This window comes from Micromonospora sp. WMMD980, assembly GCF_029626035.1.
In the GTDB taxonomy this organism is placed as follows: Bacteria; Actinomycetota; Actinomycetes; order Mycobacteriales; family Micromonosporaceae; genus Micromonospora.
Genome location: NZ_JARUBE010000003.1, coordinates 604,286 through 630,112, shown reverse-complemented (window position 1 = coordinate 630,112; position 25,827 = coordinate 604,286). Strand labels below are relative to the sequence as shown.

At 75.6% G+C, this 25,827-nt stretch carries 21 protein-coding genes; 11 read left to right on the top strand and 10 right to left on the bottom strand.

The annotated features are described in order from the left end of the window. Positions 1-5: 5 nt before the first annotated feature. Entirely contained in the window at positions 6-2,846 is a 2,841-nt protein-coding gene (gene leuS, locus O7618_RS03470) for a leucine--tRNA ligase (RefSeq protein WP_278104491.1), read from the bottom strand. A 351-nt stretch (positions 2,847-3,197) separates the two neighbouring features. Between leuS and O7618_RS03465 the strand changes: the two genes are divergently transcribed. From O7618_RS03465 to O7618_RS03455, 3 genes are read left to right on the top strand one after another with little or no spacing between them, the layout of a single operon-like run. Further along, positions 3,198-4,250: a MoxR family ATPase gene (locus tag O7618_RS03465; protein WP_278104490.1), complete on the top strand. Its 1,053-nt coding sequence runs from the start codon at positions 3,198-3,200 to the stop codon at positions 4,248-4,250. 1 nt (position 4,251) lies between these two features. Beyond that, positions 4,252-5,550 carry a DUF58 domain-containing protein gene (locus O7618_RS03460; RefSeq protein WP_278104489.1) on the top strand — a complete coding sequence of 433 codons (1,299 nt, stop codon included), beginning with the start codon at positions 4,252-4,254 and terminating at the stop codon, positions 5,548-5,550. A gap of 16 nt (positions 5,551-5,566) precedes the next feature. Beyond that, positions 5,567-8,029 carry a DUF3488 and transglutaminase-like domain-containing protein gene (locus O7618_RS03455; protein WP_278104488.1) on the top strand — a complete coding sequence of 821 codons (2,463 nt, stop codon included), beginning with the start codon at positions 5,567-5,569 and terminating at the stop codon, positions 8,027-8,029. Positions 8,030-8,268: 239 nt separating this feature from the next. Here the strand turns inward: O7618_RS03455 and O7618_RS03450 are convergent, their stop codons facing one another. The 9 genes from O7618_RS03450 to O7618_RS03410 all read right to left on the bottom strand — a co-directional run bounded on the left by O7618_RS03450 (position 8,269) and on the right by O7618_RS03410 (position 18,959). Then, the gene (locus tag O7618_RS03450) at positions 8,269-8,670 is read right to left on the bottom strand and encodes a DUF3040 domain-containing protein (protein ID WP_181569539.1); all 402 of its coding nucleotides are present in this window, start codon (positions 8,668-8,670) and stop codon (positions 8,269-8,271) included. 115 nt (positions 8,671-8,785) lie between these two features. Beyond that, positions 8,786-10,048 (bottom strand): DNA polymerase IV, encoded by a 1,263-nt coding sequence (locus O7618_RS03445; protein WP_278104487.1) that lies wholly within the window; start codon positions 10,046-10,048, stop codon positions 8,786-8,788. 39 nt (positions 10,049-10,087) lie between these two features. Continuing rightward, complete coding sequence (locus tag O7618_RS03440; protein WP_278104486.1) at positions 10,088-11,251, bottom strand: nucleotide pyrophosphatase/phosphodiesterase family protein; 1,164 nt, start codon at positions 11,249-11,251, stop codon at positions 10,088-10,090. After that, complete coding sequence (locus tag O7618_RS03435; RefSeq protein ID WP_278104485.1) at positions 11,248-11,979, bottom strand: methyltransferase domain-containing protein; 732 nt, start codon at positions 11,977-11,979, stop codon at positions 11,248-11,250. The genes O7618_RS03440 and O7618_RS03435 overlap by 4 nt, the downstream gene beginning before the upstream one ends. 20 nt (positions 11,980-11,999) lie before the next feature. Then, entirely contained in the window at positions 12,000-12,179 is a 180-nt protein-coding gene (locus tag O7618_RS03430) for a hypothetical protein (protein ID WP_089157237.1), read from the bottom strand. A 96-nt stretch (positions 12,180-12,275) separates the two neighbouring features. Continuing rightward, the gene (locus O7618_RS03425; RefSeq protein ID WP_278104484.1) at positions 12,276-15,626 is read right to left on the bottom strand and encodes an error-prone DNA polymerase; all 3,351 of its coding nucleotides are present in this window, start codon (positions 15,624-15,626) and stop codon (positions 12,276-12,278) included. A 228-nt stretch (positions 15,627-15,854) separates the two neighbouring features. Continuing rightward, a complete protein-coding gene (locus tag O7618_RS03420; RefSeq protein ID WP_278104483.1) occupies positions 15,855-17,561 on the bottom strand; it encodes a DNA polymerase Y family protein in 1,707 nt (568 codons plus the stop codon). After that, on the bottom strand, positions 17,558-18,310 hold the full coding sequence (locus O7618_RS03415) for a hypothetical protein (protein WP_278104482.1): 753 nt from the start codon (positions 18,308-18,310) through the stop codon (positions 17,558-17,560). The genes O7618_RS03420 and O7618_RS03415 overlap by 4 nt, the downstream gene beginning before the upstream one ends. A gap of 142 nt (positions 18,311-18,452) precedes the next feature. Further along, on the bottom strand, positions 18,453-18,959 hold the full coding sequence (locus O7618_RS03410) for an SAV_6107 family HEPN domain-containing protein (RefSeq protein WP_278104481.1): 507 nt from the start codon (positions 18,957-18,959) through the stop codon (positions 18,453-18,455). Positions 18,960-19,504: 545 nt separating this feature from the next. Here O7618_RS03410 and O7618_RS03405 point away from each other — a divergent pair. The 8 genes from O7618_RS03405 to O7618_RS03365 all read left to right on the top strand — a co-directional run bounded on the left by O7618_RS03405 (position 19,505) and on the right by O7618_RS03365 (position 25,821). After that, complete coding sequence (locus tag O7618_RS03405) at positions 19,505-20,299, top strand: ferric reductase-like transmembrane domain-containing protein (RefSeq protein WP_347405358.1); 795 nt, start codon at positions 19,505-19,507, stop codon at positions 20,297-20,299. Further along, a complete protein-coding gene (locus O7618_RS03395) occupies positions 20,296-21,102 on the top strand; it encodes an FAD:protein FMN transferase (protein ID WP_278104480.1) in 807 nt (268 codons plus the stop codon). The genes O7618_RS03405 and O7618_RS03395 overlap by 4 nt, the downstream gene beginning before the upstream one ends. Before the next feature lie 38 nt (positions 21,103-21,140). Beyond that, positions 21,141-21,908 (top strand): TetR/AcrR family transcriptional regulator, encoded by a 768-nt coding sequence (locus tag O7618_RS03390; RefSeq protein WP_278104478.1) that lies wholly within the window; start codon positions 21,141-21,143, stop codon positions 21,906-21,908. 113 nt (positions 21,909-22,021) lie between these two features. Continuing rightward, positions 22,022-22,516, top strand: coding sequence for a YbaK/EbsC family protein (locus O7618_RS03385; protein ID WP_278104477.1), 495 nt, complete (start codon positions 22,022-22,024; stop codon positions 22,514-22,516). Beyond that, a complete protein-coding gene (locus O7618_RS03380) occupies positions 22,513-23,244 on the top strand; it encodes a monooxygenase (RefSeq protein ID WP_278104476.1) in 732 nt (243 codons plus the stop codon). Before O7618_RS03385 ends, O7618_RS03380 begins: the two co-directional genes overlap by 4 nt. Next, a complete protein-coding gene (locus O7618_RS03375) occupies positions 23,241-23,804 on the top strand; it encodes a GNAT family N-acetyltransferase (RefSeq protein WP_278104475.1) in 564 nt (187 codons plus the stop codon). Before O7618_RS03380 ends, O7618_RS03375 begins: the two co-directional genes overlap by 4 nt. A 68-nt stretch (positions 23,805-23,872) precedes the next feature. Next, positions 23,873-24,697, top strand: coding sequence for a carotenoid biosynthesis protein (locus tag O7618_RS03370; RefSeq protein WP_278109895.1), 825 nt, complete (start codon positions 23,873-23,875; stop codon positions 24,695-24,697). After that, a complete protein-coding gene (locus tag O7618_RS03365) occupies positions 24,694-25,821 on the top strand; it encodes a glycosyltransferase family A protein (protein ID WP_278104473.1) in 1,128 nt (375 codons plus the stop codon). Before O7618_RS03370 ends, O7618_RS03365 begins: the two co-directional genes overlap by 4 nt. Positions 25,822-25,827: the final 6 nt, after the last annotated feature.

The following is a 25,827-nucleotide window of genomic DNA, read 5'->3' as shown; positions in this document are numbered from 1 at the left end:
CGAGGTCAGGCGACGACCGAGACCATCCGGCCCTTCACCACGATCACCTTGCGCGGCTCCTTGCCGGCCAGCGAGCCGGCGACCGCCTCCAGCGCGGCCGCGCGGACCACGTCCTCGGGCGCGTCGGCCGCCACCTCGATCCGGCCCCGGACCTTGCCGTTGATCTGTACCGGGTAGGTCACCGACTCGGCCACCAGCAGCGCCGGATCGGCGACCGGGAAGTCGGCGTACGCCAGCGAGGTCTCGTGGCCCAGCCGGCGCCACAGCTCCTCGGCCAGGTGCGGGGCGAACGGGGCGACCATCAGCACCAGCGGCTCGGCCACCTCCCGGGGCGTCTCGGTCAACCGGGTCAGGCCGTTGGTCAGCTCGATCAGCTTGGCGATCGCGGTGTTGAAACGGATCCCGTCCATGTCGGCGCGGACCCCGTCGATCACCTTGTGCAGCAGTCGCCGCGTCGCCTCGTCGGCCGGCGCGTCGGTGACCCGCGACTCCCCGGTCCCCTCGTCCACCACCGTGCGCCAGACCCGCTGCAGGAACCGGTACGCGCCGACCACCGCCCGGGTCTCCCAGGGGCGGGACACCTCCAGCGGACCCATCGACATCTCGTACACCCGGAAGGTGTCGGCGCCGTAGGCCGCGCACATGTCGTCGGGGGTGACCACGTTCTTCAGCGACTTGCCCATCTTGCCGTACTCGCGGCGGACCTCGGTCTCGCCGTGGAACCAGCGGCCGTCGACCTCGACGACCTCCTCGGCGGGCACGTAGGCGCCCCGGGGGTCGACGAACGCGTACGCCTGGATCATGCCCTGGTTGAACAGCTTGCGGAACGGCTCGAACGACGATACGTGCCCCAGGTCGAACAGCACCTTGTGCCAGAAACGGGCGTACAGCAGGTGCAGCACGGCGTGCTCGGCGCCGCCGACGTACAGGTCGGTGCCACCGCAGTCGCCGGGCCGCCGCGGCCCCATCCAGTACGCCTCGTTCGCCGGGTCGACGAACCGGCCGGAGTTGGTCGGGTCCAGGTAGCGCAGCTCGTACCAGCAGGAGCCGGCCCACTGCGGCATCACGTTCGTCTCCCGGGTGTAGCGCTTCGGCCCGTCACCCAGGTCCAGCTCGACCTCGACCCAGTCACGCCGCCGCGACAGCGGGGTCTCCGGGTTGCTCCGCGCGTCCTCCGGGTCGAACGTCTTCGGCGAGAAGTCGTCCACCTCGGGCAGCTCGACCGGCAGCATCGACTCCGGCAGCGCGATCGGCGCCCCGCTCTCGTCGTACACGATCGGGAACGGCTCGCCCCAGTAGCGCTGCCGGGAGAACAGCCAGTCGCGCAGCCGCCAGGTGACCGCGCCCGCGCCGTGCCCGTTCGCCTCCAGCCACTCCACGATCCGGGCCTTGGCCTCGGCCACCCCCAGGCCGTCCAGGTCCACGCCGCGGTCCGGCGCGGCGCTGTTGATCGCCGGCCCGTCGCCGGTGAACGCCTTGCCGTCGAAGCCCTCCGGCGGCGCCACGGTGCGCACGATCGGCAGGTCGAAGACCTCGGCGAAGTCCCAGTCCCGCTCGTCCTGCGCGGGCACCGCCATGATCGCGCCAGTGCCGTACCCGGCCAGCACGTAGTCGGCGATGAAGATCGGGATCTGCCCGCCGGTCACCGGGTTGGTCGCCCACGCGCCGACGAAGACGCCGGTCTTCTCCCTGCTGTCCGCCTGCCGCTCGACGTCCGTCTTGGCCGCGGCGGCCTTGCGGTACGCCTCGACGGCCTCGCGCGGGCTGCCGTGCCCACCGGTCCAGGCGTCCTTCGTCCCTTCCGGCCAGGCGGCCGGCGTCAGCACGTCGACCAGCTCGTGCTCGGGCGCCAGCACCAGGTAGGTGGCGCCGAAGATCGTGTCCGGCCGGGTCGTGAACACCCGCACCCCGGCGGCGGCGGTCGGGAAGTCGATGTGCGCGCCGGTGGACCGGCCGATCCAGTTGCGCTGCTGCAGCTTGATCGGCTCCGGCCAGTCCAGTGTGTCCAGGTCGTCCAGCAGCCGGTCACCGTACGCGGTGATGCGCATCATCCACTGCTTCAGGTTGCGCTTGAAGACCGGGAAGTTGCCCCGCTCGGAGCGGCCGTCGGCGGTGACCTCCTCGTTGGCCAGCACGGTGCCCAGCCCCGGGCACCAGTTCACCGGCGCCTCCGAGACGTACGCCAGCCGGTGGTCGTCGACGACGCGACGACGCTCGGCCACGGTCAGCTCGGCCCACGGTCGGCCGTCCGGGGTCGGGCGGTTGCCACCCTCGAACTCGGCGATCAGCTCGGCGACCGGCCGGGCCCGCTTCGCGTCGGCGTCGTACCAGGAGTTGAAGACCTGCAGGAAGATCCACTGCGTCCAGCGGTAGAACTCGGTGTCGATGGTCGCCACCGAGCGCCGCTCGTCGTGGCCCAGCCCCAGCCGGCGCAGCTGCGCCTTGTACCGCTCGATGTTGGCGACCGTGGTGGTCCGCGGGTGGGTGCCGGTCTGCACCGCGTACTGCTCGGCCGGCAGGCCGAACGCGTCGAAGCCCATCGCGTGCAGCACGTTGCGCCCGGTCATCCGCTGGTAGCGGGCGTAGCAGTCGGTGCCGATATAGCCCAGCGGGTGCCCGACGTGCAGGCCGGCGCCCGACGGGTAGGGGAACATGTCCAGCACGTACAGCTTCTCCGCGCCGGCGCGGGGGTGGCCCGGGTCGGCCAGTGGGCCGGTCGGGTTCGGCGTGTGGAAGGTGCCCTCCCGCTCCCACGTGTCCTGCCAGCGGTTCTCGATCTCGTCGGCCAGGGCGGCGGTGTACCGGAACGGGGGAATGTCGGTGGCCGGTGCGGCTGCCTCACTCATGGCGTCTCCTCGGCGCGGGTCGTGTCGGTTGGATGGAGGTCTGCTTCGGGCACAAAAAAGCCCCTCGCGCAGGAGGGGCGGCCGTGCTGTCGCGCGTTCAGCGCATCAGCACGGCTCGGTAAGAAGCAGGAAGACTCCGGCCATGCCCGGCAGTGTACCCCGATCCCCCGTCCGGCGAATATTCGGGGCGTAACCGACCGACCACCTGCGGGAGTCGGCGATAGCGACAAACATGGTTAGCCTGAGAGGCCAGTGAGATGCGTGCGGCAGACGAGGCTCGGCGTCGCGAACCCAACGGCGGGTCCAGGTGCTCTATACAGAGCTGCCGTTCCGGCGACGAGGAGGAGGCCCGTGACACAACAGACCTGGGACGAGGTGGGCGGTCTGCTGCCGCACGACGAGTTCCGCGCCGCCAGCGAGGCTGTCGTGACCAACATCGAGCAGGTCATCGCGGGTAAGACGGCCACCGTCCGGCTCGCCCTGGCGGTGCTGCTCGCCGAGGGTCACCTGCTCATCGAGGACGTGCCCGGCGTCGGCAAGACCAAGCTCGCCAAGGCGATGGCCCGGTCCATCGACTGCTCGGTCCGCCGCATCCAGTTCACCCCCGACCTCCTGCCCAGCGACGTCACCGGCGTCAGCGTCTACAACCAGGAGACCCACGACTTCGAGTTCCGCCCGGGCGCGGTCTTCGCCAACCTGGTCGTCGGCGACGAGATCAACCGGGCCTCGCCGAAGACCCAGTCGGCGCTGCTCGAGTGCATGGAGGAGCGACAGGTCACGGTCGACGGGGTGACCTACCAGCTCCAGACACCGTTCATGGTGATCGCGACGCAGAACCCGATCGAGATGGAGGGCACCTACCCGCTGCCCGAGGCGCAGCGGGACCGGTTCACCGCCCGGATCGCGATGGGCTACCCGGACCCGAACGCCGAGCTGGCCATGCTCGACGGGCACGGGGCCACCGACCCGCTGTCCGGACTGCGGCCGGTCTCCGACGCGGCCACCGTGCGCCGGCTGATCGGCCACGTCCGCCAGGTGCACGTCGCGGACGCCGTCAAGCAGTACGCGATCGCCCTGGTGACCGCCACCCGCGAGGCGCCCGACCTGCGGCTCGGCGCGTCCCCGCGGGCCACCCTGCAACTGCTGCGCACCGCCCGCGCGGTGGCCGCCCTGGAGGGCCGCGACTACGTCCTCCCGGACGACCTCCAGGCGCTCGCGGTGCCGGTGCTGGCGCACCGGATCATCCCGACGGCGGACGCGCAACTGGCCCGGCGCACCACCGACGCGATCGTCGCCGAGCTGGTGCACCGCCTGCCGTTGCCGCACGACCGGCAGCGTTCCCCGTACGACACCCGGCCCGGCAACGGCAACGGCCGCGGGCCGTACGAGCCACGGAGGCCATGACGTGCGTGACGGCCTGCGCGGGCTGACCACCCGCGGCCGCTCCTTCCTGGCGGCCGCGGTCGCCGCCGCGATCTCCGCCGGCATCCTCGGCGAGAAGGACCTGCTCCGGGTGGCCGTCCTGCTGGCCGTCCTGCCGCTGCTCGCCGCCGCCTACGTCGGGCGCAGCCGTTACAAGCTGGCCTGTCACCGCACGCTCGAGCCGCACCGGGTGCCGGTCGGCGCCAGCTCCCGGGTGGTGCTGCGGTTGCAGAACCTGTCCCGGCTGCCCACCGGCACCCTGCTGCTGGAGGACCGGCTGCCCTACGCGCTGGGCAGCCGCCCCCGGGTGGTGCTGGAGCGGCTCGGCGCGCACCAGGCCAGCTCCGTGGCGTACACGGTCCGCGCCGACGTGCGCGGCCGCTACGACGTGGGTCCGCTGGTGATCCGGCTGACCGACCCGTTCGGGCTGTGCGAGCTGACCCGGTCGTTCCCCAGCACCGACCACCTCACGGTGATCCCGCAGGTCACCCCGTTGCCCGCGGTGCGCCTGCCGGGCGAGTACGCCGGCAGCGGCGACAGCCGGGCCCGCTCCGTCGCGGTGCACGGCGAGGACGACGCCGCGACCCGGGAGTACCGGATGGGCGACGACCTGCGCCGGGTGCACTGGAAGTCCACCGCCCGCACCGGTGAGCTGATGGTGCGCCGCGAGGAGCAGCCGTGGGAGAGCCGCGCCACGGTGGTGCTGGACACCCGCGCCGCCGGGCACCGGGGCGAGGGGCCGACGGCGAGCTTCGAGTGGGCCGTCTCGGCCGCCGCCAGCATCGCCGTGCACCTGCGCCAGGCCGGCTACAAGTTGCGCCTGGTCACCGGCAACGGCGTGGACGTCGGCGCCACCGAGGCCGGCGGCGAGGGCCTACTCCTCGATCATCTCGCCGAGGTGCACCTGGACCGGCGCGGCGAGATCACCACGCTGGTGCAGCAGGTCCGCCAGCGGGCCGACGGCGGCCTGATCATCGCGTTGTTCGGCACGCTCGGCGACGCCGAGGCGGAGCTGCTGGCCGGGCTGCGTGGCAACGGCGCCACCTGTGTGGCGTTCCTGCTCGACAGCAACACCTGGTTGAACCTGCCGCCCAAGGCCCGGGTCGAGGCGGAGCGGGCGCACGGCAGCTCCGCCCTCGCCCTGCTGCAGAGCGGGTGGCGGGTCATCGGGGTGGAGCACGGCAACCGGCTGCCGGCACTGTGGCCGCAGGCCGGCCGCGGCTCGCAGGGCTTCGCCCTGCGGGCGGCGCTGGCCGAGACGGTCGCCGGCGGCATGCGATGACCGGAAGGACGATTCGGTGACCCCGCACCGCAACATCGGTTTCGTCGCCGCGGCGGCGACCCTGCTGGCGGCGGCCCCGCTGTCGGCGATCTTCGAGCGCTGGACGTGGCTGGTCCAGGCGGCCATCGTGGTCTCCGTGGTGGCCGGCGCGGCGGCGTTGAGCCGGTTGGGCCGGGCTCCGCTGTGGGGTCAGCTGCTGGCCATGCTGGCCGGCCTGACGCTGGGCCTGACCTGGGTCTTCCCCGGTGGCACCGAGCTGCTCGCGTTCGTGCCGACCCCGGCCACCTTCGCCCACTTCGGCGACCTGCTCCAGACCTCGTTGCAGGACATGCGCGCGTACGGCGTCAAGGTCCCCGACGTCGACTCGCTGCTCTTCCTCGCCGTGCTCGGCATCGGCGCGGTGGCCGTGGTGGTCGACGTGCTCGCGGTCGGGCTGCGCCGGCCGGCGCTGGCCGGGCTGCCGATGCTGGCCATCTACTCGGTGCCGGTGGCGGTCTACGTGGACAGCGTTCCCGCCACCCCGTTCGTGGTGGGCGCCGCCGGCTACCTGTGGCTGCTGGTCACCGACAACGTCGACCGGGTGCGCCGGTTCGGCCGCCGGTTCACCGGCGAGGGGCGCGACGTCGACGTCTGGGAGGCGTCGCCGCTGGCCGCGGCCGGGCGGCGGCTGGCCGCGGCCGGGGTGCTGGTGGCGGTGGTGCTGCCGCTGGCCGTGCCCGGGATGACGGGCGGCCTGCTGAACAACGTCGGCGCCGGCCCCGGCGACGGCAACGGCCGGCCCGGCCAGGGCGGCAGCAGCGGCCGGATCGACCTGTTCGCCGCGCTCAGCGGCCAGCTCAACCAGAGCGAACGGTTCGACCTGGTCAAGGTCACCACCGACGAGCCGAACCCGTTCTACCTGCGCCTGGGCGTGGTGGACGACCTGAAGTCGAGCGGCTTCCAGGCCCGGGTGCCCACCGGCCAGCAGGTCACTCGCGACCTGGCCGACCCGACCGAACGCGCCACCCGCGGGGTCGAGCAGCGCACCTACCGGGCCACCGTCGAGGTGACGAAGGACCTGAACATGCCGCTGCTGCCGGTCTACGCCGAGCCGGCGCGGATCGAGGACCTCAACGGCAACTGGCGCTACGACCCCAACCAGCAGGTCGTCTTCTCCAACCGGGAGAACGCGCGCGGCAAGAGCTACTCCTTCGAGTACGTGCGGTCGACGTTCAGCCCGGAGGCGCTGCGCGCCGCGCCGGCTCCGCCGTCGGAGAGCGCCGTGATGCGCCAGCAGACCTTCACCCCGCCGAACCCGGACGTCGACCGGCTGGTCGCCCGGCTGACCGAGGGCCGCAAGACCAACTACGACAAGGTCCGGGCGATCTACGACTACTTCTCGGTGGACAACGGCTTCACCTACGCGCTCTCCACCCGCAACGGCAGCAGCGGCGCGGACATCACCGACTTCCTCGCCACCAAGGTCGGCTACTGCCAGCAGTACGCCGCGGCGATGGCCTGGCTGGTCCGGGCGGCCGGCGTGCCGGCCCGAGTGGCGGTCGGGTTCACCAACGGCAGCAACACCGACGGCGACGCCTACGTGCTGACCAACCAGAACCTGCACGCCTGGACCGAGGTCTACTTCGGCAAGTCCTGGGTGCCGTTCGACGCCACCCCGGCGGCCAGCATCCCCGGCGCGGTCCGGTCCACCTGGGCCCCGGACACCGACGCCCCGCAGGACGCCTCCCCGGCGCCGGGCAGCAGCGCGGCGCCCGGCGCGGCGAACCCGTCGGCGGGCCCGAACGAGCCGGACCGTCTCGACAAGGACGCCGACCAGGGCCTGGCGGTCGGCGACAGCGGGCCGACCCGGCGGGACACGGTCTGGCCGTGGTGGCTGGCCGGGGCGCTCGCCCTGCTGGCGCTGCTCGCCGTGCCGGCCCTGCGCCGTTCCGCGCTGCGCCGCCGACGCCGGGTCCGGGCGACCCCACCGGCGGCCACCGCGGTGGCCGTGCCCGGTCAGCGGGGCGGGGCCCGCGAGATCGTGGTCGGGGTGGACGCCGAGGCGGCCCGCGCCGACGCGCACGCCGCCTGGGACGAGTTGCTGGACACGCTCGTCGACTTCCACGTCCCGGTCGACGGCACCGAGACTCCGCGGGCGACCGCCGAGCGGCTGACCCGGGAGGCGCTGGTCGAGGACGCCGGCGCGGCGACCGGGGTGCGACTGCTGGGCCGGGCCGAGGAGCGGGCCCGCTACGCCCGTGATCCGCTCACCGACGCCGAGCTTCAGCCGGCGCTGCGGACGGTACGCGGGGCGCTCGCCGCGCGGGCGACCCGGCGGACCCGGCTGCTGGCGGCGGTGCTGCCACCGTCGGTGCTGATGCGCTGGCGGACCGCCCTGGCCGAACGGTCGGCCCGGCTGGTCACCACCAGCGGGCAGGCCCGGCAGTGGATGCTGCGCTGGAGTCCACGTCGCCTGTTGGCCGGCCGCCCGGCCCGCTGACCCCACTGCCGCCGCCCGGCGTCCACGCCCCGGAGCGACCGTTCCGCCGATCCCACACCGCCTTGATCACGCGGTTGAGCTCAGCCGGGTTGCGACACGGGGGCGGGGAGGGACCGGGGCGGGACGGCCCGGTCGGCGTGGGCCGGTCGGGTGGGCGCGACAGAGCCCGCGCGCTCGTCGACGGGTGCCGGCGAAGCGCGAGCCTGTCGCCGCCCGCCCCGGTCAGGGGCGGGACGTGGTCAGCGGTGGCCCTCCGGGCGCTGCCGCCAGCGGTCCTCCATCCGGTCCAGGAAGGAGCCCCGGCGGCCGCCGCTGCGGCCACGGGGACGGCGCCGGCTCGTTGTGGTGCCGCCGACCACGTGCAGGTCGGGCGACTGGGACCGGCGGTGCGACTGCACCGCGTAGCCCAACGAGGCCAGCATGACGACGAAACCCGCCACGGCCACCGCGGGAATCTTGATCACGGCCCCGTAGATCAACAGGGCCAGACCAGCGACGACCACGCCGGCAGCGACGAGCACGCGACGCCGCGCGTGGAAACGCGGGTCGCTGGCGCGCACGGCCGAGGCGAACTTGGGGTCCTCGGCAAGCGACCGCTCGATCTGCTCGAACAGCCGCTGCTCGTGCTCCGAGAGCGGCACGGCACTCCTCCCCGGTCACGTTGGTCGGCCCGGTCGGGCCGACAGACCGTGGCAGCCAGCCGGCTGCTTACCCGCAAGTCTACGAGGGCCCTCGCGCGTCGGAAAGCGGGACGACCTACGGCCGGGTCGGTTTTTCGACTCGCGGCTGCTCGCGCCGGCCGAGAAGACTGGCCGGACCTATGACGGACCGCCCGAATCGGGCAGCCGCCGCGTCCGCCGCGGCCTCCGCCTCCCGCCAGCCCCGCTCCGGCTCACCCAGGGTGAGCTGGCGCGGCGTCTCCTGCGCCGGGGCGAGCCCCTCCATCCGGACGCCGACCAGGCGGACCGGCTCGACCGGGGCGAGAACACCCCAGAGTGCCCAGGCCGTGTCGAACATCTCCCGGGCGGTGTCGGTCGGCACGGGGAGGGTGCGCGCACGACTGATCGTGCGGAAGTCGGCGAACCGTACCTTCAGCGACACCGTCCGGCCCACCTGCCCGGCCGCGCGCAGCCGGGCGCCGGCCTTGTCGGCGAGCGCGAGCAGCGCCCGCCGGATCTCAGCCGGGTCGGTCACGTCGGTCTCGAACGTGGTTTCCGCGCCGATCGACTTCTCCACGTGCTCGGGGGACACCCCGCGCGGGTCCCGCCCCCAGGCCAGCTCGTGCAGGTGTGCGGCGGACGCCTCGCCCACCGCCCGGCGCAACAGGCCGGGCGGCGCCTCGGCCAGGTCGCGCACGGTGCGCAGGCCGAGCCGACGCAACGCGTCCGCCGACCGCTCCCCGACGCCCCACAACGCCGACACCGGCAGCGGGTGCAGGAAGTCGAGCACCCGGTCGGCCGGCACCACGAGCAGGCCGTCCGGCTTGGCCCGGGTGGAACCGAGCTTGGCCACGAACTTGCTCGACGCCACCCCGACCGAGCAGGTCAGCCGCTGCTCCTCGGCCACCCGGCGGCGGATCAGCGCGGCGATGGCCGCCGGCCGCCCGAACAGCCGCCGGGCGCCGGCCACGTCGAGGAACGCCTCGTCCAGCGAGAGCGGCTCGACCAGCGGGGTGACGTCGCGGAAGATCGCCATGACCGCCCGGGACGCCTCCGAGTAGGCGGCGAAGTCGGGCGGCAGGTAGACCGCGCCCGGGCAGAGCGCGCGGGCCCGGGCGGTGGGCATCGCGCTGCGCACCCCGAACCGGCGGGCCTCGTAGCTGGCCGAGCTGACCACCCCGCGCGGGCCGACGCCGCCCACCACCACCGGACGGCCGCGCAGCTCGGGGCGGCGGCGGACCTCCACCGAGGCGAAGAACGCGTCCATGTCGACGTGCAGGATCGAACAGCCGGTGTCGTCGGCGTCCGGCCCGAAGCGCGGGTCACCGGCGCCCCGGGGCAACGACTGGCTGCGCCCCATGACCCGCAGGCTAGCCCGCCGGTCCGACACCCGTGCCGGTCAGCCCCGGACCACCAGCAACGGCACGGTCATCTCCACGGCGGTGTCCGCACCGTGGTACGCCACCAGCCGCGACACCATCGGCGGCTCGGACCGGGTGGCGACCACCGCGTACGTGTCGCGGCAGACCACCACCACGTCACCGATCCGGGCCAGGTGCGCCGCGGGCACCGGCCCGAACCAGCCGGCCGCCACCGCCTCCGCCCGGGTCAGCACGTCGGCCGCGCCGCCCAGCACCGCCGTCCAGGCGGCCACCACGTCGGCTTCCGCGCCCGGCTCGACGTGCAGGTAACGGACCCGGGGCTCGCCGGCCACCACCCGCACCCCGGCCCGCAGCCGGGGATCGGCGTCCAGGTCGATCCGGTGCGCGACGGGGATGTCGAGCTGGCCGTGGTCGGCGGTGACCAGCAGCGCGGCGTCCGGCGGCAGCCCGTCGACCAGCCGGGCCAGCAACGTGTCCACCTCGGCGGCGGCGGAGCGCCACGGCGCCGAGTCGACGCCGCTGAGGTGCCCGTGCCGGTCCAGGTCGGGGTGGTAGCCGGAGACCAGGGCCGGCCCGGCGCCGGCGGCCAGCGCGGCCAGCATCCGGGTGGCCAGCGCGTCGACCCCGGCCGCGCCCCGGTAGTCGCCGCCCCGGTTGGCGGCCACGGTGAGGCCGCTGCCGGCGAACTCGGGGCGGCTGACCACGGTCACCGCCACCCCGGCGGCGCGGGCCCGCTCGTACCAGGTGGGTACCGGCTGCCACCGGAACGGGTCGGGGTCGCCGGCCCAGTCGACGTGGGTGAGGACCCGATCGGTGCCGGGCACCCGGACGGTGAAGCCGAGCACCCCGTGCGCGCCGGGCGGGACACCGGTGCCGAGGCCGACCAGGCTGGTCGGGGTGGTGGAGGGGAAACCCGCGGTGAGCGGGGAGCCGGTGGTGGCGGCCAGCCCGGCCACCGTCGGCGCGTACCGGGCGGCGGTGGGGATCTGGTACCAGCCGAGCCCGTCGACGAGCAGCACGGCGATCCGGCGCACCCCGGCCAGCCGGGGGGTCAGGTCGAGCCTGTCGACCGCGCCCGGGACACCGATCAGCGACAGCGCGCTGGGCAGCACGTCGACCAGGCTGCCGCCGTCATACCGGGGCGCGACCCGGGCCAGCGGCCCCGGGGCCGGGGCGGTCATGCCGGCCGGCGGGCGAACAGGTGCAGTTGGGCGGCGAGGTCGCGGTACGGGGGCTTCGCCGCCAGAGCACGCTCCAGGTCGAGCAGGGCGGCGGGCTGGCCGTCTGCCACCGCGGCGGGGAGCAGGTCGGCGAGCACGCGTACCCCGTGGATCTCCTCGACGGCGAGCCCGGCGGCGGTGAGCAGCGCGGTCGCACTCTCGGCGTCGTAGCGGCGGCGCAGGGTGTCCCGGCCGCCCGCGGTGCCGGACGGGTCGGTGGCGAGCGCGGCGGCGGCGTCGAGCTGGCCGTTCATCGCCCGGCCGAGCACGGCGGCGGCCCGCGCGGCCACCAGCACGCTGGCCGCGCCACCCGGGCGCAGCGCGCCGGCCAGCGCCGCGATCACCGGCTCCGGGGCGTCGACCACCTCCAGCACGGAGTGGCAGAGCACCAGGTCCACGGAGGCCGGCTCGACCAGCCCGGTGAGCGCGTCGGCGTCGCCCTGCGTCGCGCGTACCCGATCGGCGACCCCGGCCTCGGCGGCCCGGCGGGTCAGCGCGGCGAGCGCGTCGGGGCTGGCGTCGACCACGGTGACCCGGTGGCCGGCCTCGGCGAGCGGGACGGCGAAGCCGCCGGTCCCGCCGCCGACGTCGAGCACGGAGAGCCGTTCGCCGGCCCGCCGGTCCAACTCGGCCCGGAGCACCGCCCAGATCACGGCGGTGCGGGGGGTGAGGGTTCGGGTCTGCTCCACGCCGCCGAGCCTAGCCAGGGTCAGGACTCGCCGCCGCCCGCCGGGTCCTCCTCGGCGCGGGACCGCTGCGCGTTGGCCACCGGGCCGTCGGTCACCTGGTGCTCGCGCGGCTCGATCTCGTGGGTCGGCGCCCACCCGGCGCCGAGACGGGTCCGTCGGGCGTTGGCCACGCCACCGGGGTACGTGCTGTGAAAGGTCATCGTTCATCCCCCATACCGGGGTGGGCGACACTGCCCACCCGCGTCCGGCAGTCTCCCGTGTCCGGCCTCCGGAAACCGTAATGTGGATCACTACCATCAACGGAAATCCCGGGACGCCGGCGTGACGGGCGGCTCGATCGCGTCCAACCGGTCCGCGGTGAGGTTCGTGACGCCCTCGTGCCGCTGCAACCGGCCCCGCACCACCAGCGCGCCGCTGGTGCGGGCGATTCGACGGTAGCGCTGCCACAGCCCCGGCGAACACGTGACGTTGAGCATGCCGGTCTCGTCCTCCAGGTTGAGGAACGTGACCCCGCTGGCGGTCGCCGGCCGCTGCCGGTGGGTGACGATCCCGCCGACCCGGATCCGCTGCCCGGGCGGCACCTGGCCGAGCCGGGCGATCGGCACCGCGCCGAGCGCGTCGAGCCGGTCCCGGATGAACCGGGCCGGGTGGCTCTCCGGGGACAGGCCGGTGGCCCAGACGTCGGCGACCAGCCGGTCCACCGCCGCCATGCCGGGCAGGGTGGGCGGGTCCACGCCGGTCACCGTGCCGGGCAGCCGGCCGGGCCGGTCCTGGGCCGCCGCGCCGGCGGCCCAGAGCGCCTGCCGCCGGGTCAGCCCGAAGCAGGCGAAGGCGTCCGCGGTGGCCAGCGCCTCCAGCTGCGCGGCGGTGAGACCGACGCGGCGGGCCAGGTCCGGCATGTCCCGGTACGGCCCGTGCGCCGCCCGCTCCGCCTCGATCCGCTCGGCCACCTCCTCGCCCAGGGTACGGACGCTGCCCAGCCCGAGCCGGACCGCCGGACCGCCCAGCCCCCAGGCGTGCGGCGGCTCCCCCGGCCCGCTGCCCCACCGGGTCTGCGGCGTGGACTCCAGCACCGCCTTGGCGCCGCTGGCGTTGATGTCCGGCCGGCGCACCTCCACCCCGTGCCGGCGGGCGTCGTCGGCGAGCGTCTGCGGCGAGTAGAAGCCCATCGGCTGGGCGTTGAGCAGCGCGGCCAGGAACGGGCCCGGGTGGTAGCGCTTGAGCCACGAGCTGGCGTAGACCAGGTAGGCGAAGCTCATCGCGTGGCTCTCCGGGAAGCCGTAGCTGGCGAACGCGGTGAGCTTGCGGTAGACGTCGTCGGCCAGCTCGCCGGTGATGCCCCGCTCGGCCATCCCGGCGTAGAGCCGGTCGGCGATCCGCGCCATCCGCTCCACCGACCGTTTCGCACCCATCGCCCGGCGCAGCTGGTCGGCGCCGGCCGCGTCGAACCCGGCCAGGTCGATGGCGAGCTGCATGAGCTGCTCCTGGAACAGCGGCACGCCGAGCGTCTTCTCCAGCGCGTTGCGCATCAGCGGGTGCGCGTACGTCACCGGCTCCTGGCCGTTCTTGCGCCGGATGAAGGGGTGCACCGAGCCGCCCTGGATCGGGCCGGGACGGATCAGCGCCACCTCCACCACCAGGTCGTAGAACTCGCGGGGCTTGAGCCGGGGCAGGGTGGCCATCTGGGCCCGGCTCTCCACCTGGAACACCCCGACCGAGTCGGCCCGGCAGAGCATGTCGTAGACCTCGGGGTCGTCGAGCGTCATCCCACCCAGGTCCAGGCTCATCCCGATCATGTCGTAGCCGTAGTGCAACGCGGACAGCATGCCCAGGCCGAGCAGGTCGAACTTGACCAGGCCGACGGCGGCGCAGTCGTCCTTGTCCCACTGGAGCACGCTGCGGCCGGGCATCCGGCCCCACTCCACCGGGCAGACCTCGATCACCGGCCGGTCGCAGATCACCATGCCGCCGGAGTGGATGCCCAGGTGCCGGGGGAACGTCTGCAGCTCGTTCGCGTACGCGACCACCTGTTCCGGGATGTCCGCCACGTCGACCGTGGCGACCGAGCCCCACCTGTCGATCTGCTTGCTCCACGCGTCCTGCTGGCCGGGCGGGAAGCCGAACGCCTTGGCCACGTCCCGCACCGCCGAGCGCGGCCGGTAGGAGATGACGTTGGCGACCTGGGCGGTGTGCTCCCGGCCGTAGCGGGCGTAGACGTGTTGGATCACCTCCTCCCGGCGGTCGGACTCGATGTCCACGTCGATGTCGGGCGGCCCGTCCCGTTCCGGGGCGAGGAAGCGTTCGAACAGCAGCCGGTGCCGCACCGCGTCCACGTTGGTGACGCGCAGCGCGTAGCAGACCGCCGAGTTGGCCGCCGACCCCCGGCCCTGGCAGTAGATGTCCTGCTCGCGGCAGAACGTGACGATGTCGTAGACCACCAGGAAGTAGCCGGGGAAGCCCAGCTCGTCGATCATCCGCAGCTCGTGCTCCAGCTGCGCGTACGCCTCCGGGTGCGCCTCGGGCGGGCCGTAGCGCTCCCGGGCGCCGTCCATGGTCAGCCGGCGCAACCAGCTCATCTCGGTCTGCCCGGCCGGCACCGGGTACGCCGGCAACTGCGGCGCGACCAGGTGCAGGTCGAACGCGAGTTCCGCGCCGAACTCGGCGGCCCGTGCCACCGCGCCCGGGTACGCGGCGAACCGCGCCGCCATCTCCGCGCCGCTGCGCAGGTGGGCGGTGGCCGCGGCGGGCAGCCAGCCGTCGATCTCGTCCAGGCTGCGCCGGGCCCGGACCGCGGCCACCGTGGTGGCCAGCCGACGCCGGCCCGGGGTGGCGTAGTGCACGTTGTTCGTGGCGACCGTGGGCAGCCCGGCGGCGCCGGCCAGCTCGGCGAGCGCGTCGTTGCGGTCGGCGTCGACCGGATGCCCGTGGTCGGTCAGCTCCACCGCCACCGTCTCCGCGCCGAACAACGCGGCGAGCCGGTCCAGCTCCCGGGCCGCCACGTCGACCCCCTCGGTCAGCAGCGCGGCCGGCACGTGCCCCTTGCGGCAGCCGGTGAGCACCAGCACGTGGTCGCGCAGCTCGGCGGCGATCTCCTCCAGCTCCCCGTAGACCGGGCGGCCCTTCTCCCCGCCGCGCAGCTGGGCCCGGGAGATGGTGGCGGCCAGGCGGGCGTATCCCTCGTGGCCGTGCGCGAGCACCAGCAGGTGCCGGCCGAGCGGGTCGGGCTCGCCGTTCTGCGGGCCGGGCAGTCCGAGGGACAGCTCCGCGCCGAAGATCGTCGGCAGTCGCAGCGCGCTGGCCGCCTCGGCGAAGCGCACCACCCCGTAGAAGCCGTCGTGGTCGGTGACGGCGAGCGCGGTGAGCCCCAGCCGGGCGGCCTCCTCGGCCAACTCCTCGGGGTGGCTGGCCCCGTCGAGGAAACTGAAGTTGGAGTGCGCGTGCAGCTCCGCGTAGGGCACCGTGCCGTCCGGGCGGTCCAGCTCGGGCGGCTGGTATTCCTGGCGCCTGCGGCTCCAGGCCGGGGAGTCGCCGCCGTCGGCGTCGACCGCGAGCGGGTCCACCACGTGCAGGTGCCGCTCGCCCGTGGCCCGCCCGGAGAGCACCTGCTCCAGCTTCGACCAGGGCATCCTCGGATTGTGGAAGCTCACCCTGCGCTCCCCCACCCGGCATCCGCCGAGATGCCAACCGGCCGAAGGCCGGTCTGCAGTCGCCTACGAACTTGATGGCACGGATGAGTCACGGGTACGGCCAGGGTGACGGCGACGACGACAGCGGCGGTTCGGCGCGGTGACCCGTTTACGCCATCAAGTTTGTAGGCTCCGCCGGGTGGAAGCCGGCGCGGTACGTCGGCACGCCGCGGCGCCGAGGCACTCTGCTCAGTCATAGATGGCCTCCACCAGCCACTGCCCGCCCTCGACCGCGAGCAACAGGGCCGCGCCGTCGGCCAGGCAGACCTGGAACCGGGCCCGGCGACGCGCCTCGACCGGCGCCCACCAGCGCTCGTCCACCGGCCACGGACCGGCCCATCCGGAGATCTCGGCCGGTCGGCCGGTGCCCACGGTCAGCCGGGCCGGCGCGGCGCTGACCGCCAGCCGGGCGCTCACCACCACCGGCTCCCCCGCCACGTCGTGCACCTCGGCCGACAACGGGGTGGGCAGCACCACCGCAGGCGACGGTGGCGGGATCCGTCCCGGCCACGGCGGCTCGGCCACCACCCGGCCCCGGCCGATCCGGCGATCGGCTCGTCTCGCCACCCCACCCGGACCGGCGGGCGCAACCGACACGGCAGCCGAACCCGACGCCACCGGCGGCGCGGCGCCGGGCGGCGGGAGGGCCGGCAGCGGCGGCGGGCCGGGGCGGGTGGGCACCCGTTCGTCGCCCCACGGGACCAGGCGCACCTGGTCGGCCGGGGAGCGCCCGCCGCCGAGCACGGCGGTGACCACCGCCTCGGGCCCGAGGATGCCCTGGACCCGGCTCAGCGCGCGGTGCGCCCGGTCCCGCTCCGCGCCGGTCTCCCCCCACAGGCCGGGTTGCAGGCCGGCCTGGGCGAGCACCCCGTCCGGCACCAGCCGCAGCCGGACGATGCCGGCGGTCGGTCGGGCCGGGCGGGCGCCGCCCCGGCCGTTGCTGCCGGAGAGCCAGCCGTCGAGCTGCCAGCGGACCCGGTCGGCGATGGCCGCGGCGGTGAGCAGGCCGTCGTGCCGCCAGACCCGGTGCAGTTCCTGGCCGTGCGCGGTGACCGCCTCGATGCCGAGCCGGGTGCAGGCCAGTCCGTGCCCGGCGAGCCGCTCGTGCAGGCGCTCGGCAAGCGTCCGGGCGGCGAACGCGGCGGCGTCGACCCGGTCGATCGGCTCGTCGTGCTCGGCGGTGACGGTCAGGTCGGCGGGCGGCTGGCGGACCGCGAGCGGACGGTCGTCCCGCCCGGCGGCGAGTCGGTGCGCCAACGCCCCGTCGGAACCGAACCGGGCCAGCACGTCCCCGGCGGACAGCGCGGCGAAGTCGCCGAGGGTGCGGATGCCGAGCCGGCGCAGCAGGTCGGCCAGGGCGGGCCGGCCGAGCGCCTCGACCGGGCGGCCGGCCAGGAACTCCGCGGTGCCGCCGGGAGGCACGATCCGTCCCTCCCGGGCGGCCAGCCCGGCCGCGAAGACACCGTCGGCGACGCCGACCTGGCTCTCCACCGCACAGCTCTGCGCGACGTGCTCGACGATCCGCTCGGCCGCGGCCTCCTCGCCGCCGAGGTGGCGGCTCGGCCCCCGGGCGGCGGTCGCGCACGCGCCGGGCCGGATCACCTCGATGCCGGCGACCACCTCCTCGACGGCGGCCACCACCGGCTCGAACGCCCGCGCGTCCCGGCCGGGGTCGTGCTCGACGACGGTGAGCCCGGGGCATCGGCCCTGCGCCTCCCGCCGGCGCAACCAGCGCCTGATCCCCTCGGCCCGGGCCCGCTCGGAGCAGGCGACCACCCGGTTGGCGTGCAGCACCACGACCGGGTCGGTGGCGGGCACCCCGTCGACGATCTCGGCGGCGAGGACCGGCCAGTCCGGGCACCAGAGCAGCAGCGCCCGGGGCGGGGCGCCGCTCACCGCCCGGTCCCGGCGACGGGGAGCGGACGGGCGACCGGCGTCACCACGCGCAGCCGGCGCGACGGGACGGCGGACCCGGCGGCACGGGGAATCACCCGGGTCGACTCGTCGCCGGGCAGCCATACCTTGATCTCCTTGGGTCGGGCGGCAGCGCCCCGGCCGCGGGCCGAGACGGTCACCTCGCGTCGGCGCAGCCGCCCGCGGCCCGGCCCGAGCCCCTGCCAGACGCCGCGGACCACCTGGAGCGTCACGTCCGCGCCGTCCCACCGGCCGTACGGGACCAGCACGCTGCCGCGCTGCCGGGCCCGGGCGGCCAGCCGTGCGGAGATCGAGGCGGAGACCGTGGTCGGCACGGCGGTGACCACCACGTCGACCCCGTCGATGAGCGCGGCCACCACGGTGGGCCACTCCGGCCCCGGGTCGGGCACCAGGGCGAGCCGGTCCAGGGCGATCCCGGCCTCCGCCGCCGCGCCGGCCCCGAAGGTGGGTACGCCGACCACGGCGCACCACGAGCCGGCCCGGGACGCCTCGGCGAGCAGCGCCAGGATCAGCGAGGTGGCGCCGCTGTGCCGGGGTTGACCGAGGCCGACCGCGACGGTGCTGCCGCGGCGCAGCCCCCGGTGGGGCAGCAGCCCGGTCAGCTCGGCCCGGACGGGGAGCATCCGATGGCCGCCGGCCGGGTCGGGCGCGCTCGCCGGACGCACCAGCTCGGCCAGGGCGGCGGAGCCGACCACCATGCGGCCCGCCATCGGACCAACCCCCCGTCGTGTTCCGCCACGGGCCCGGCCCGTGGGTGGTGCTGTGGATCGTGTGCTGCTGTGGATCGTGTGGTGCGGATGGGAGCGGCGCCCGGCCACCCGGGTCCCGCCGATGGCGGCCGGGCGCCACGACTCAGGCGGCGGCCGCCCCGGGACGGCGCGGCGCGACGTCGGGACCGCCGAGCCGGAGCGGTCGGTGCAGGCCGTCGAGCGCCGGTTGGTGTGCCAGCCCGAGCGCGGTCTCCACCACGGTCACGAACTGCTCGGCGGCGCGCAGCAGGTCGTCGGCCTCCCGGGTGGTGACCACCCGGGGGATGCCGGCCTCGGCGGCGGCCCGCTTGCTCGCGCCGGCGGCGAAGAGAGCGGCCCACTCGTCCAGCTCGGGCGCGACGGTGGCGAGCAGCACCCAGACGCTGGTGATCCGGTTGCGCCGGGTGGGGGCGGGACGGGCCCGGGCGGCGAGCACGGCGGCGGCGGCGCGCAGCGCCGCGAGGTGGGCGGCGGCGTAGCGGAGGCCGTCGGGGCGGGTGCGGGCGGCCTCGGCCAACCCGTCGCGGGCCACCACGAGCAGTTGGGCGGGGGTGCGGTGCGGCAGCACGTGCGCGGGCACCGTGGGCGCCTGGGCCGGACTGGTCGGCATGGGTCTCTCCTCCGCGAGTGGCCGGGGCGGGCGCTCGCGCGACGGGGAACCGTCGCCCGGTCGCCGGAGCGGTCGGTGCGGAGGAAGACGCACCAGTGTTGGCGGCCGGCCGGGTGTGGACGCTTCCCCACACCCACACCCGGCCGGCGTGCCGGCGGGTCCGTCGCCCGCCGCCCGGGGGTCGTGGGCGGCGGGCGACGACCTGCCTGACGGGCTCGGACTCGCGACTGTCCGAAGCCCGGTGCGGCCCGCGGAGCCGCACCTTCCGGAAGCCGGTGCCGCGAAACACCGCTTCCGGAGCGTGGTGAACGGTGTGCGCCGATCGTGCCGGTCGGGGAAACCGATCGCGATCTAATCGAACACTCGTTCTAACTACCCTGACAGTACACCCCCCCACCGACGAAAACGCAATGTGTGACGCGCCGGGGACACGCCGGCCGGCGGTACGGATTCTCAGCCGGGACACAGCCTCGGCAAAGGAGAACCGGAACTCACCGGCAGACGGTTTACCCCATGAACGTCTGCCGTACCGAGAAGACCGTCCGGTGACCGCCACCGTGGCCGACCGGCGGGCCGTACGCCCGGCCCCGCCGGCCGCCCCGGCCTGGTGGGCCGACGTCGCCGGCACCCTCGCGGCGCTCAGCCTGCTGGTGGTCACCGCCCTGTGGACCGCCGATCGGGGGGTGCAGGAGCTGCTGGCCGGCGCGGCCACCGGGCTCACCTCGCTCGGCCGGCTCACCGGCCTGCTCAGCGCCGACCTGATGCTGATCCAGGTGGTGCTGATGGCCCGGGTGCCGCTGCTGGAACGCCGCTTCGGCCAGGACCGGATCGCCCGCTGGCACCGGCTCACCGGCTTCACGTCGTTCCACCTGCTCCTGGCGCACGTGCTGTTGACCGTCCTGGGCTACGCCGGCACCGCCCGCCAGGGGATGCTCGCCGAGACCTGGGACCTCGTCGTCACGTACCCCGGAATGCTGCTCGCCACCGCGGCGCTGGCGCTGCTGGTGCTGGTGGTGGTGACCTCGGTCCGCGCGGCCCGGCGGCGGTTGCGCTACGAGTCCTGGCACCTGCTGCACCTCTACGCCTACCTGGGCGTCGCGCTGGCGCTGCCGCACCAGCTCTGGACCGGCGCCGACTTCCTCGCCTCGCCGCTGGCCCGCGCCTACTGGTGGACGGTCTACCTGCTGGCACCTCGGAACGACTACGCGGTGCCGATCCTGCGGCAGGAGGCGTTGACCGCGCAGAGCGCGCGGATCGACAGCGTCTCCGGGGCCACCGTCACCAGTGACGGCTACCGGGAGTCGCTCCAGTCCGCCATCGACGCGGCGCACCTCCGGTGAGCGGGCCGGAGCGCCGGGCCTGGGTGGCCCAGGTGATGGGGCTGCCGGTCAGCGTGCACCTGCGGGGTCCGCTGGTGCGTACCCCCGGGGTCGAGGACCGGGTGGCACGCGTCTTCGCCGAGCTGCGCGCCGCCGACGCGGTGTTCAGCACGTGGCGGCCGGAGAGTGTGGTGGGCCGGCTGCGGGGCGCGCCGCCCGGCCCGGCGGCCACCGCCGACCCGCTGGTGCGCGAGGTGGCCGGGCTGTGCGAGACGGCCCGTGAGCGGACCGGCGGGTGGTTCGACGCCCGCCGCCTGCCGCTGCCGCTGGGCGGCGCCGGCTTCGACCCGTCCGGCCTGGTCAAGGGCTGGGCGGTGGAGCGGGCCGCCCGGCACCTGACCGACCTGGCCGACCACGACCTGTGCCTCAACGCGGGCGGGGACGTGCTGCTGCGGACCACGCCGGGCCGGCCGCCCTGGCGGATCGGGATCGAGGATCCGGACCGGTCCGCGCGGATGCTCGACGTGGTCGAGCGGGCCGGCGGCGCGGTCGCCACCTCCGGCACCGCGCGGCGCGGCGCGCACATCACCGACCCGCGCGCCGGCCGGCCCGCCGAGGCGCTCCGGTCGGTCACCGTGGTCGGCCCGGACCTGCTCTGGGCTGACGTGTACGCGACCGCGGCGGTCGCCGGCGGCGTGGACGCACCGGCGTGGCTGGCCACCCTGGACGGGTACGCGGCCCTGCTGGTGGACGCCGCCGGCCGGGTCCGGGTCACCCCGGGCTGGCCCGGGCACCGGGCCGGGGTGACCGTATCGTCTGCCTGACGGCGGACGCGGGCCCCGCCGAGGCGGGAGGGCGATCCGTGCGGGCCGGTGAGGTCGACAAGAAGCGGCTGTTCGAGCTGCTCTGGGGCGTGCCCGCCGGCCCCCGGCGCGGGCCCCGTCCCACGCTCTCCCCGGCCGCCGTGGCCCGCGCCGGCATCGTCGTCGCCGACGCGGACGGGCTGGACGGGCTGACCATGCAGCGGGTCGCCGAGTCGCTGGGCGTCACCAAGATGGCGCTCTACCGCTATGTGCCGGGCCGGGCCGAGCTGGTGGCCCTGATGCTGGACGAGGCGCTGGGCGAGCCACCGCCGCCCGGCCCGGACGCCGACCGGGGCGCGGCCCGGGCCGACGCGGACTGGCGGACGCGGCTCGACGACTGGACCCGGCGGCTGGTCGAGCGGTTCCGCCGGCATCCCTGGGCGCAGGCGGCGGCCGTCGGGGCCCGGCTGCCCGGCCCGAACGAGCTGTCCTGGGTGGACCGTGTGGTGGCCGCGCTCGCCGGGACCGGGCTCACCGCGACCGAGCAGCTCGACGTGGCGACGCTGCTGGTGGGGCACGCCCGCAACCTGGCCGGCCTGCCACCGGACTCCGGTCGGGAGGAGGCGTTCGCCGCGCTGGTGCACGGCCGCGAGGCCCGCTTCCCAGCCCTCGCCGCCGCCCTGGCCGCCCCCTCCGCACCATCCCCCGACCCCGCCCAGTCCCCCGACCTCACCCTGGACTTCGGCCTCACCCGCATCCTCGACGGCATCCAGACCCTGCTCCACTCCCGCACCCCCACACCCCCACCACCCCTCGGCCGATCATGAGATTGGCGGTCCGACACGCCGGGAGGCGACACCGCCAACTTCATGATCGACGCGCCCGGTGGGGGCGGTGCGCCCGGTGCGGGGCGGTCGGGGTGGTGGGGGAGAATGCGGGCATGCAGTCTGAGCCACATCCGAACGTGCGGGCGGTGCAGCGGGCGCTCGACGCGGCCGGGGCGCGGGACTTCTCCGGGCACGCCAGCGCCGTTCGTCTGCTGCCGGCGGCGGTGCACACCGCCGCCGCGGCCGCCGAGGCGCTCGGCGTCGACGTCGGCGCCATCGCCAACTCGCTGGTCCTCGACGCCGACGACGCCCCGCTGCTGGTGCTCACCTCCGGCGCGCACCGGGTGGACACCGCCGGTCTGGCCGCCACGCTGGGCGTGGCCCACCTGCGCCGGGCCGACCCCGACTTCGTCAGGCGGCACACCGGTCAGGTGATCGGCGGGGTCGCGCCGCTCGGCCACCCCGGGCCGCTGCGCACCCTGGTCGACACCGCGCTCAACGGGTACGACGAGGTGTGGGCGGCCGGCGGCGTGCCGCGGGCGGTGTTCCCCACCACCTACCCGGAGCTGCTGCGGATCACCGGCGGCGACCCGGCCGAGGTGGCGTGAACCCCGACCTCGTCACGCTGCACGTGTGGCGCGTCCCCCGCCGCGCGGTTCCCGGCGCGCTGGCCCGGATGGCGACCCACCCGGCCCGGTTGCGTCGGCTCCCCGGCGTCCGCTTCGCCAAGCTGCTCGGCACCGGGACCGGCACCGGCTTCGGCCCCGGCGACGCCGACCTGACCCGGTGGGCCGCGCTCGTGGTGTGGGACTCCCCCGCCGCCGCGTCCGGTTTCGACTCCTCCCCGGTCGCCCGCTCCTGGGCCCGGGTCGCCGACGCCGCCGCCCGGCTGGAGCTGCGACCGCTGACCAGCCGCGGCGAGTGGTCCGGCCGGGAGCCGTTCGGCACGCCGGCCGGCGGGCGGGTCACCGGGCCGGTGCTGGCGCTGACCCGGGCCCGGCTGCGGGCCCGCCGGGCGGCCACGTTCTGGCGGGCGATCCCGCCGGTCGCCGCCGAGCTGCACGCCGCGCCCGGGCTGCTCGCCCGGTTCGGCGTCGGCGAGGCGCCGCTGGGCTGGCAGGGCACGGTGAGCGTGTGGCGCGATCCGACGGACCTGGTCGCCTTCGCGTACCGTTCCCCCGAGCACCGCGCCGCGATCACCCGTACCCCCACCGAGGGCTGGTACGCGGAGGAACTGTTCGCGCGGTTCGCGGTGGGCGACGTGGTCGGCGACCGTACGGTGCTCGGCTGGGTCGCCGCCGACGGCGACCCCGACTCGGCGAGAGGGAACGCATGAGGCTGGTGCGCTGGACGCCGGACGACCTGGTCCGCCGGCTGGACGACGTGGTCGCCGTCTACGGCGAGGCGATGGGCTACCGCGCCGACCTGCTGGAGGCCCGGCGCGGCTACATCGCCACCCACGTCCGGCGGCCCGGGTTCCGCGCCGTCGCCAGCCTCACCACCGAGGGGCACCTGGCCGGCTTCGGGTACGGCTATCTCGGCGCCACCGGGCAGTGGTGGCACGACCAGGTGCACCGGGCGCTGGACGCGGAGGCCCGGCGGCGCTGGCTGGCCCGCCCGTTCGAGGTGGTCGAGCTGCACGTGCGCCCGCCCGCGCAGGGGCACGGCGTGGGCGCCCGCCAGCTCCGCGCGCTGCTCACCGTGGCCGAGGGCGACACCACGCTGCTCTCCACGCCGGAGGCGGACGAGCGGACGTCGCGGGCCTGGCGGCTCTACCGCCGGTTCGGCTTCGTCGACGTGCTGCGCCACTTCCACTTCCCCGGTGACGAGCGGCCGTTCGGCGTGCTCGGCCGGGACCTGCCGCTGCCCGCCGCCGGTCCGGCGGAAGCCCCGTGAGCTCGGGGGGTGAGCCGGGCCCGCGAGCCCCGCGCTCGCGGGCCGGCGCGTTCCAGCTTTCCTGGGCGCTGTTGACCGTGCTGGTCCTCGCCCAGATCTGCTACCCGTTGACCGGCGGCGCGACCCGGGCCGGGCTGACCGTGGCCACGGTGGTGCTCGGCTGGCTGCTCTCCGTCGCCCACGCGCTGCTCACCCGGGGCGCCCGGGTCGCGGCCGCGCTGGTCGCGGTGGTGACCGGCGGCGGGTTCGCGGTCGAGGCGCTCGGCGTGGCGACCGGGTTCCCGTTCGGCAGCTACGACTACTCCGGCGAGCTGGGCCCGAAGCTGGCCGGCGTGCCGCTGATCATCCCGCTGGCCTGGACCTGGATGGCCTGGCCGGCGTGGCTCACCGCGGTGCGACTCACCCAGGTGTCAAAAGGGGGCCCCTCCGCTACCGGAAGCGTTAACGGGGGGCCCCGCCTTGCACGGGTCGCGCTGGCGGCGGTGGGGCTGGCGGCGTGGGACCTGTTCCTCGATCCGCAGATGGTGGCCGAGGGCTACTGGACCTGGCGGGACGCCACCCCGGCGCTGCCCGGCCTGCCCGGCATCCCGGTCAGCAACTACCTGGGCTGGTTGGGCTTCGCCGTGCTGCTCGCCGTCGTGCTGCGCCCGCTCGCCGGACCGGCCGTCGACCGGGTCGACCGCCGCGACGCCCCGATGTTCGCGCTCTACCTCTGGACGTACGCCTCCAGCGTGCTGGCGCACGCGGTCTTTCTCCGGCTGCCCGCGTCCGCGGTGTGGGGCGCGGCCGGCATGGCGGTGGCCGCGGTGCCGCTGGCGGTGGCGCTGTGGCGGGGCCGCCGGGAGCGGACCGTCGCCGCCGAATCCGCACCCCGGGTCGACGCGCCGGCATGACCGCCGCGCTCGCGCTGGTGGCGGCGGTCGCCACGCTCACCGGGCACACGCTCGTCAACGCCCTCGCCTGGCTGCGCCGCCCCACCGACGGACCGGCCGAGGTCGGCGAGGGCGTGGCGATGCTGCTGCCGCTGCGCGACGAGGCCGACCGGGTCACCCCGTGCCTGCGCGCGCTGCTCGCCCAGCGCGGCGTGCCCGGGCTGCGGATCGTGGTCCTCGACGACGGGTCGACCGACGGCACCGCCGACGTGGTGCGCGCCGTGGCCGGCGCCGACCCCCGGGTCACGCTGCTCACCGGCGTCACCCTGCCGCCCGGCTGGCTGGGCAAGCCGCACGCGTGCTGGCAGCTCGCCACCCGTGCCGATCCGCAGCCGCCCGTGCTCGCGTTCGTCGACGCCGACGTGGTGCTCGCCCCGCACGCCGTCGCGGCGGCGGTGACCGAGCTGCGCGCGGCGGGCGCGACGCTGCTGTCGCCGTACCCCCGGATCGTGGTGCGGACGGCGGCCGACCGGTTGGTGCAACCGCTGTTGCAGTGGTTGTGGCTGACGTTCCTGCCGCTGCGCGCGATGGAACGCTCGCGGCGGCCCTCGCTGGCCGCGGCCGGCGGGCAGTTCCTGGTCGTGGACCGGGCGGGCTACCTGCGGGCCGGCGGGCACGCGGCGGTGGCCGACCGGGTGCTGGAGGACATCGAGCTGGCCCGGGCGGTGAAGCGGGCCGGCGGCCGGATCGCGCTGGCCGACGGCTCCCGGCTGGCGTCCTGCCGGATGTACGACGACTGGCCGCAACTGCGCGACGGCTACACCAAGTCGCTGTGGGCCTCGTTCGGGCATCCGGCCGCCGCGGCGGCCGTGCTGGCGCTGCTGTTCGCGCTCTACGTGGCGCCGCCACTGCTGGCCCTCGGGGCGCTGCTGGCCGGCGCGCCGGCGGTGGCCGCCGTGGCGTTCCTGGCCTACCTGGCCGGCGTCGCGGGCCGCACGGTCAGCGCCCGGGCCACCGGCGGGCGGGCCTGGCCCGACGCGCTGGCGCACCCCGTGTCGGTCGTGGTCCTCGGTTGGTTGACCGTCCGGTCGTACCATCTGCGGAAGCGACGCCGGCTCACCTGGCGGGGTCGCCCGGTCACCTAGGAGGAG

Coding starts and splice junctions, on each gene's coding strand:
- O7618_RS03430 (WP_089157237.1), bottom strand. CDS start 12,179: ATGACCTTTCACAGCACGTACCCCGGTGGCGTGGCCAACGCCCGACGG.
- O7618_RS03375 (WP_278104475.1), top strand. CDS start 23,241: ATGAGGCTGGTGCGCTGGACGCCGGACGACCTGGTCCGCCGGCTGGAC.
- O7618_RS03365 (WP_278104473.1), top strand. CDS start 24,694: ATGACCGCCGCGCTCGCGCTGGTGGCGGCGGTCGCCACGCTCACCGGG.
- O7618_RS03410 (WP_278104481.1), bottom strand. CDS start 18,959: ATGCCGACCAGTCCGGCCCAGGCGCCCACGGTGCCCGCGCACGTGCTG.
- leuS (WP_278104491.1), bottom strand. CDS start 2,846: ATGAGTGAGGCAGCCGCACCGGCCACCGACATTCCCCCGTTCCGGTAC.
- O7618_RS03385 (WP_278104477.1), top strand. CDS start 22,022: ATGCAGTCTGAGCCACATCCGAACGTGCGGGCGGTGCAGCGGGCGCTC.
- O7618_RS03415 (WP_278104482.1), bottom strand. CDS start 18,310: ATGGCGGGCCGCATGGTGGTCGGCTCCGCCGCCCTGGCCGAGCTGGTG.
- O7618_RS03440 (WP_278104486.1), bottom strand. CDS start 11,251: ATGACCGCCCCGGCCCCGGGGCCGCTGGCCCGGGTCGCGCCCCGGTAT.
- O7618_RS03445 (WP_278104487.1), bottom strand. CDS start 10,048: ATGGGGCGCAGCCAGTCGTTGCCCCGGGGCGCCGGTGACCCGCGCTTC.